Genomic DNA, 6,808 nt, shown 5'->3' on the forward strand with positions numbered 1-6,808 from the left:
AGACCCGCTGATGGTGTGGCATACTCGTCTAGTTGTCTACACGGCCCCATCGTTTAGCGGCCTAGGACATCGCCCTCTCACGGCGGTAACACCGGTTCGAATCCGGTTGGGGTCACAACAGCCCGGTTCCCTTGCAAACAAAGGGGAACCGGGCATTTTCGTTTCTGCTCAATGTTGCTATCGAATCGGCCGAGCGGCACCATCGTGAAACAGGGTCTGTTCTATCAACCTGGCCGAAAAGCAACTTCCGATACTGACGAGCGGGTCTGCTGCACGAGTAGGTGACACTTTCTCGTCATGCCGCTATTGCGGCTGACGTGTTCATGAAGGTCTCGTATTCGATGGGCGTCAAACGACCCAGGGCGGCTTGGCGTCGTCTGCGGTGGTAGGTGCGTTCGATCCAGGTCACGATCGCGATGCGCAGCTGATCGCGGGTGGTCCAGGACCGGCGATCGAGGACGTTCGTTTGCAGCAGGCTGAAGAAGCTCTCCATCGCAGCGTTGTCCCCGCAGGACGCTACCCGTCCCATGGATCCGACCATTCGGTGAGTGGCCAAGGCCCGGAGGAACTTCCGGCCTGCGTGCCTCGGTCGCTGTGGACGACGCAGCCGGCAACGTCGCCGCGCATCGCGACGGCGTTATTCGGTGCGTTCACGGCCAGCGCCGACTTCATTCGCGAGTCGATCGAGTAGCCGACGATCTTGTTCCCGAACACGTCTTTGACAGCACAGAGATACAACTTGCCCTCACTGGCTGGGATCCAAGTGGTTTTGTGCTCGGTTATATCGGTCAACCACAGCTGGTTCGGGCCGTCGGCGGTGAATTCGTGTCGGGTGCGACCGTTCTCGTCGGTGACTGTGCAGAGGTCGTCGTGAACGGCTGGGCCGGGCTTCTTGCCGTTCTTGCCGCGCTTCTTCCCGAACGCGCTCCACCAGCCGTTCTCTGACACGATCGGCCACGCAGTCCGGTCAGCCAGGGCCACGAAGCCACCGGTAGTACGGCTGGCGAGAGAGCTTGAGTACCCGACACGCCACCGCCACGGGAATCCTCGAGGCGGCGAGCTCAGTCACGAGCGGGTAGAGCCTTTTCCCGGCAGGTTCGCCTGCGACAGGTACGCCGCCGCTCTCCGCAATACTTCGTTCTCCTGCTCGAGCCACCGAATGCGTTTGCGTGCTTCACGGAGTTCCGCGGCGTCGGTTCTGGTCTGACCTGGTTTGTCGCCGAACTCAGATGTCATCTATCCGTGCAACAGACCCCCCTCGGAAAAAGTGCCGACGAAGCGCGGCGGTTCTGTATCAGTAACGGGTGCGCGATGGTCCCATCCGACACGTGCGCAACATAGCACTGAACGGTCAGTGCTGGGCCATTACGACCGACCCGGTTCCGCATACTTGGGCGGCTTTCCACAGTCGTCGGTCGGAAACCCGCAGTGTATGCGGAGGGGTACCGAAATGCGTTGCGCGTGAGCTCGTCTGACCGACAAAGTGGTCAGATCAGTCCCGAGTGACCCGCCTAAGCTTCTACCGGCATCCTGTTTTCGCTGTGGATGAACGTTCTGAGGCTAGACGCGTGTCGGGAGCCTTGTGAATGTTTGTCACTTGATGGGGTGCGAAATGCGCAACAATGTTGTTGTCACGGACGGTGCAGGAACGACCCAAAGGGGTGGGCGACACCGTGCGCCTCGGTTTGCTGCGATCGCGGTCGCTACCGGTCTGCTGGCGGGTTTCGCGGTGATGGGTGTTGCGGCACCGTCGGCGATCGCGGCAACGACGAAGCCGTTGACGGTGGTGAGTTTGACGTTCGATGACACTTTCTCGGATCAGTTGAACGCGTTGGCAATCATGTCGAAGTACAAGGTGGTAGGCACCTTTTATATGAACTCCGGCCGTGTTGGCGCGGACGGGTTCCTCACGGTTGCTGATTTGAAGAATATTGCCGCTGCAGGTAACGAGATCGGTGGGCATACCGTCAGTCATCCTGATCTGCCGACGTTGAGCGTTGATGAGCAGAAACGGCAGATCTGCAATGACCGTGTGAATTTGACGAACTGGGGATTCAAACTCACCAGTTTCGCGTACCCGTTCGCGAGCTCCAACGCTCAGACCGAACAGATCGCCGCCGGCTGCGGGTACAACAGCGCGCGAATGCTCGGTGACATTAAGTCTCGGTTCGGTTGCACGGACTGCGATTACGCAGAGACCACGCCGCCGGCTGATCCGTTCGCGACGGCGGCGTTGGATGAGGCCGACAACACGTGGACGTTGAAGGATCTGCAGGACTCGGTCACAAACGCCGAAACCGCAGGCGGTTGGGTACAGCTGACGTTCCATCACGTGTGTGCTAACAACTGTGATTCCCTCTCCGTGAGTACGACCATCTTTGATCAATTCACCTCGTGGTTGGCGGCCAGAGCTACGAGCGGCAACACGCATACGAAAACTGTCGGGCAGGTCATCGGCGGGGTGGTGAAGCCCCTCGTCATGGGTCCCGCGGTGGCCGCTGCCGGACCGGGTGAGAACGGTGTCGTGAACCCGGGGCTGGAAATGACAGCGTCGACGGGGGTGCCGTCCTGCTGGACAACAGGAGGGTACGGAAATAACACAGCCGCTTTCGCTCCTGTTACCCCAACACATTCCGGGGTGAAAGCGGAGAAACTCACGATGACCAATTACGTCGACGGTGACGGCAAGCTGCTGCCCACCCTCGATCTCGGGGCGTGCGCGCCATCGGTCGTCGCCGGGCACACGTATTCGCTTCGGACCTGGTACAGTTCCACCGCAGTCACCCAGTTCGCCGTGTATCTCAGAAGCAGCCTCGGAACGTGGCGTTATTGGACGTCAAGTCCGTGGTTCCCGGCAACTGCCGCGTACACCCAAGCGCTCTGGACTACACCGGCGATCCCGACCGGGATGACGGGCATCAGCTTCGGGTTGAACCTGTTCCGAAACGGCACCCTGAGCACCGACGACTACGCCCTCTACGACACCGTCGGTGCGCCGGCGATCGCCGGTCCCGTCGTTGCCGCGCCGACACCGCAAATCGCTCCGCCGGTTTCCGGGAAAGTTGAAGTCGCACCTCCCGGAGACGCAACACCGCCGAAATAGGAACCCCTGGCCGTCGCCCGCGCGGTCCGTCGCCTAACTCCCCACCCTGGCCGGGGGTGAGTTAGGTGATGGGGTCGTTGATGTGGAGGTGGTCGCAGGTGTCGTAGAAGTCTTGAAAGTTGCGCAATCGGGGTTCGTCGCCGGCGGCGCGGCGGCAATTGTTTTGGCCAAGCCCTGACCCGTTCGGCATGATCGGGTCTAGAACACCGATCAAGGTGAGCGAGTTGCTGTCGGCGCCGGTCGCTGCCCGCCCGCCGAGGCTGTAGAAGTCCACCGCATGGCCGCCACCGTTTCGGTAATGCGCGGAGTAAATCCCGGCACCCTCGATCTGGCCGGTGCAGCGCCGGTTGATGTCGCTGACGCCCGCGCTGCCGAAGGTTTGCACCGCGATCAGGATCGCTTGGAGTACTTTCACGTCGATACCGCAGTTCGGCACCGACTGACCCTGCGCGATCCACCGAATCTCTTTGATGTGGTCCGGTGTGGACCCGGAAAGTTGACCGCCGTCAACGAACACCATCAGTTGCTGCGCCAAGGTCTGCGCGTCCGAGGATACCGGCCCGGCGGAATACTGGGCCCCGGAAGCAGCTGCAGACGCAGCTGCGGCCTGCGCGGCGGCAAGGGCGGCGGCTGCGGCAGCAGCTGCCGCGGCTGCGCGTGCGGCGACGCCGGCTTGGTATTGCTGTTCGGTGGTCGCTGTCGCAGCGGTCAAGGAGGCGAGTTGGGCTTGGAGCTCGTTTTCGTGCGTGGTCTGCGCATCAAGGGCTGCGACCATGTCTTTTTGGGCCTGCACGGCGGCATCTTGCGCGGCTTGCGCTGCGGCCGCGAGCCCGGCCAGAGCATCCCGAGCAACACCGGCTTGATCACTGACCGCTTTGGCTGTGTTGGTGTCCTGTACCGCTTTGACGTACACACCGTTGATCGTGGAACTGAGCTTGCCCATGCTGCTCAGCCGGGACAACAAATCGAGAACATTAGCGGAGCTGCTGGTCAGCAGCGTCCCGGTAAGGTTCTGACCGCCGTCTCGGTATTGCTGGGCGGTGAGCTGCGCCGCCTGCTTGTGCGATTTGTCGGCCTGCGCTTGTAGGGCAGCGGCACGATTGGTGAGCAGATCGGCGTGGGCCTGACCGGCTAGAAGAGCTTCCTGCGCTGCAGCGTTCTGCGCGGTCGCCGCCGTCGCTGCGGCCTGAGCGGCCTGCACCTGGGCTTGTAGCTGCGCGATCAGTGCGATGATCGTGGCCACCTCGGTCTGTTTTGCGCTCTCGCTCTGTCGGGCAGCCTGCACGTCGTTCCAGGTCGGATAATCATCGGCGAACGCGGCCGGGGCGGTGGCGCCGCCGGCGGCGATCAGGCCGACAAGCACGACGAAGGTCGTGACGAGTCGCCACACCGGCAGACGGTGAGCCGGTAACGAAGAAGCGGCGGCTGGCATAGGGAATCCGAATCGGGTAGGTCTTCGATCCACGGGGCAGGATCACGGGTGCTCCGCCTGACGCTACCCGCGGAAACCCGATCCGGCTATCACCACGCCGAACGCGGACCCGACTCTCATACTCCCGTCGGCCGGCCAAGATATGCCCTGGCCTTGAGAATTCGGATGATCGTCACGTACCCTGAGGGGGTATCTGCCGTGGGCCCGACGCCTCGCAGAGAAAGGTGCGGAGAAGAGTGGAAATCGTGCAAGTGGCTATCACGTCTTCTGCCGCGCGAACATTCCGCAGCTTTTCTGCCCGCGTGCTCGCCATTCTCGCCATCGCTGCCGCGCTGATGGGGCTCTTCGCCCTTCATGCGATGACCGATCACGACACCATGACTTCCGGAAGCATGTCAGCTGGGATCAGCCATGCTGACCCAGCTGGTGCGATGACCGACCCGGCTCCGATTACTACTCATCTCCCGGCCGGCGCTGTCGTTCCTGTTGCGGCTGCTGCTGCGGCTTTGGCTTTGCCTCTCTTTCAGGAAATGAGTATGGCGAATATGCAGGGCTGCCCCGGTTGCGCGATGCAGTGCGCGATTTACGCCATGAATTGCGTGATCCTGATCGTGCTCAGTCTGCTTGTGCTCTTCGGCAGATTCCCGATGACCGGCTCTGCAGGCCGGCTGGCCGTACCAGTGTTGCTGCATGTTCTGCACGCAGCACGGAGGTGCGTACTGAGACCTTCGCTGATCGCCTTATCGATCAGTCGCACCTGAAGAACCGAAACTGTCTGCCCGGGCTCACCCCCGAACACACCTGTGGCGCTTTTATGCGCCACCCAGTTTTGGCTTTTTCTGCGATGACGAATAGGACATTCTCCATGAATATTTCACGAACCAGTATCATTTCCGCGGCAGCGATCGCTGCAGCACTCACGCTCAGCGCCTGCGCGGGCTCAACGGGAAGCATGTCCGGCATGGACATGGGGGGCAGCTCGATGAATAGCGCGGCACCCACCATGGGAGCGGCAGCGAACTTCAACGCTGCTGACGTCACCTTCGCCCAGGACATGGTGCCCCATCATGAGCAGGCGGTTTCGATGAGTGACACCCTGCTCGCGAAAGGCAACGTCCCGGAGACCGTTTTGCAGCTGGCGAACACGATCAAGTCAGAGCAATCCCCAGAGATTGTGAAGTTGAACGGGTGGCTCGCCGCTTGGGGTGCCACCGACATCAGCACCCCGACCAGCACAGAGATGAGTGGCATGAGCACACCAGGTAGCACGGACATGTCGGGGATGAGTATGGGTACCGGGATGATGTCGCAGGCTGACATGGACCAGCTCGCCGCCGCGACCGGTAACGATGCGGCGAAGCTGTATTTGCAGCAGATGATCGTGCATCACACCGGCGCGGTCGATATGGCCAAAACGGAACTCACTGCCGGGCAGAACGCTGATGCGAAGGCCCTCGCGCAAAGCATCGTCAGCTCCCAGACCGCGGAGATCAGCACAATGCAGACCATGCTCGCGACGTTGTAACCCTCATAACTCTGACGAGCCGGGCAGCCTGACCTGAAAAACGAGTTGGGCTACCCGGCTCCTCACTGAGAACAGCTGCGCGCGGTGCGCACCCCAGCACCCTTCAGGGCTAGTGAACGAGATCGAGAGTCTTGACAGAGAACGAACACCCCACGAATACCAAACCCGGTACGCGTCGTGCTGACCGGGACGCGGAACGACAACGAGCAGAAACGCCAACGACTGAGACCCCCAGCCGACGCTCTCTAACCCGCCGCGAACTGAGAGCTGCCGAGACCGCCCGGAGCCAGGAACGCGCAGACGAAGCAGTCCCCGAAACTGGCACCCAGCCCGAGCAAGGCCAGGTGCCAGAACACCACCACCCTGCACCGCATCTCGGAGCTGCTCCGGTCGTGATCCCGCATCAGCCTGGTTCGAAGGCGCGACAGGGCGCGCCAGCCCTCATAGCGGCTCCGCGAGTTCTGGCTCAACGGTCTGCAACCAACGGTCATCGTTCCGTGCCCCGCCGACTCGTGACGGTCGTCGCGATGGCATTCGCTGCGTTTCTTGCCATCGCCGTTTCCATTCCTGCTGCTGCGATCAACCAGCACCCCACCGAGTGGGCCAACGCTGGATCCTTGACTGAGGGGAATGCGCAGACCCTCCAGGCAGAAAGTGGCACGGCTGCCGCTGTCGGGGGGGGCGGCTACACCCGCGCCCGCCCCCCGCCCCCCCGTGCGGTTGTTTTGTTTTTGACTGTGGGGTATAA

General features: G+C 61.9%; 5 protein-coding genes, 1 tRNA gene and 1 pseudogene. 5 read left to right on the forward strand and 2 right to left on the reverse strand.

Annotated elements, in window-relative coordinates; all coding sequences use genetic code 11:
* Positions 1-42 precede the first annotated feature (42 nt).
* Positions 43-115 (forward strand) — tRNA-Glu (locus QN358_RS11425).
* A 180-nt stretch (positions 116-295) separates the two neighbouring features.
* On the opposite strand, the pseudogene QN358_RS11430 reads toward QN358_RS11425, so the two are convergent.
* Positions 296-1,212 (reverse strand): annotated as a pseudogene (locus QN358_RS11430) (IS3 family transposase); the annotation flags it as partial.
* 400 nt (positions 1,213-1,612) lie between these two features.
* On the opposite strand from QN358_RS11430, the gene QN358_RS11435 reads away from it, so the two are divergent.
* Positions 1,613-3,103 (forward strand): polysaccharide deacetylase family protein, encoded by a 1,491-nt coding sequence (locus tag QN358_RS11435; protein ID WP_323512421.1) that lies wholly within the window; start codon positions 1,613-1,615, stop codon positions 3,101-3,103.
* 61 nt (positions 3,104-3,164) lie between these two features.
* Here QN358_RS11435 and QN358_RS11440 read toward each other — a convergent pair whose 3' ends face one another.
* Entirely contained in the window at positions 3,165-4,535 is a 1,371-nt protein-coding gene (locus QN358_RS11440) for a hypothetical protein (RefSeq protein ID WP_323512422.1), read from the reverse strand.
* Between the two features lie 236 nt (positions 4,536-4,771).
* Between QN358_RS11440 and QN358_RS11445 the strand changes: the two genes are divergently transcribed.
* The 3 genes from QN358_RS11445 to QN358_RS11455 form a co-directional block, all read left to right on the forward strand.
* Complete coding sequence (locus tag QN358_RS11445; RefSeq protein ID WP_136640802.1) at positions 4,772-5,296, forward strand: hypothetical protein; 525 nt, start codon at positions 4,772-4,774, stop codon at positions 5,294-5,296.
* A gap of 104 nt (positions 5,297-5,400) precedes the next feature.
* The gene (locus tag QN358_RS11450; RefSeq protein ID WP_136640801.1) at positions 5,401-6,060 is read left to right on the forward strand and encodes a DUF305 domain-containing protein; all 660 of its coding nucleotides are present in this window, start codon (positions 5,401-5,403) and stop codon (positions 6,058-6,060) included.
* A 497-nt stretch (positions 6,061-6,557) separates the two neighbouring features.
* Positions 6,558-6,808 (forward strand): hypothetical protein (locus QN358_RS11455; protein ID WP_323512423.1); only part of this gene is annotated, 251 nt, incomplete at its 3' end.

This window comes from Subtercola sp. RTI3 (assembly GCF_035018625.1).
Classification (GTDB): Bacteria; Actinomycetota; Actinomycetes; order Actinomycetales; family Microbacteriaceae; genus Subtercola; species Subtercola vilae.